Below are 342 nucleotides of genomic sequence, written 5' to 3'. Positions count from 1 at the left end.
AAGCTGGCCACCCCGATTGCGATCAGGACCAGCCGCATCACCACCGACACCCGCCGCGCCAGATACCCGACGAGCCCAGCTTCAGGCGGTTCTGCCGGCGGCTACGGATTTCCCCTACACGATTCGCGTCGTGTCGGAGATCACCGAATCCAACGGCTCGTCCTCCATGGCTTCCGTCTGCGGCGGTTCGCTGTCGATGATGGACGCCGGTGTTCCGCTGAAGAACCCGGTCGCAGGTGTGGCGATGGGCCTGATCCTCGAAGATGACGGCTCCTACGCGATCCTGTCGGACATCCTGGGTGACGAAGACCACCTCGGCGATATGGACTTCAAGGTGGCCGG

1 pseudogene is annotated in these 342 nt (G+C 63.7%); it reads left to right on the top strand.

The features are described 5' to 3' along the window. Positions 1–79 precede the first annotated feature (79 nt). Positions 80–342, top strand: a pseudogene (locus A3764_RS21960) (polyribonucleotide nucleotidyltransferase); the annotation flags it as partial.

The sequence above is a fragment of the Sulfitobacter sp. HI0129 genome (genome assembly GCF_001635395.1).
In the GTDB taxonomy this organism is placed as follows: domain Bacteria; phylum Pseudomonadota; class Alphaproteobacteria; order Rhodobacterales; family Rhodobacteraceae; genus Sulfitobacter.
The sequence above is the reverse complement of the archived record's forward strand: the minus strand, read 5'-3'. Positions and strand labels throughout refer to the sequence as shown.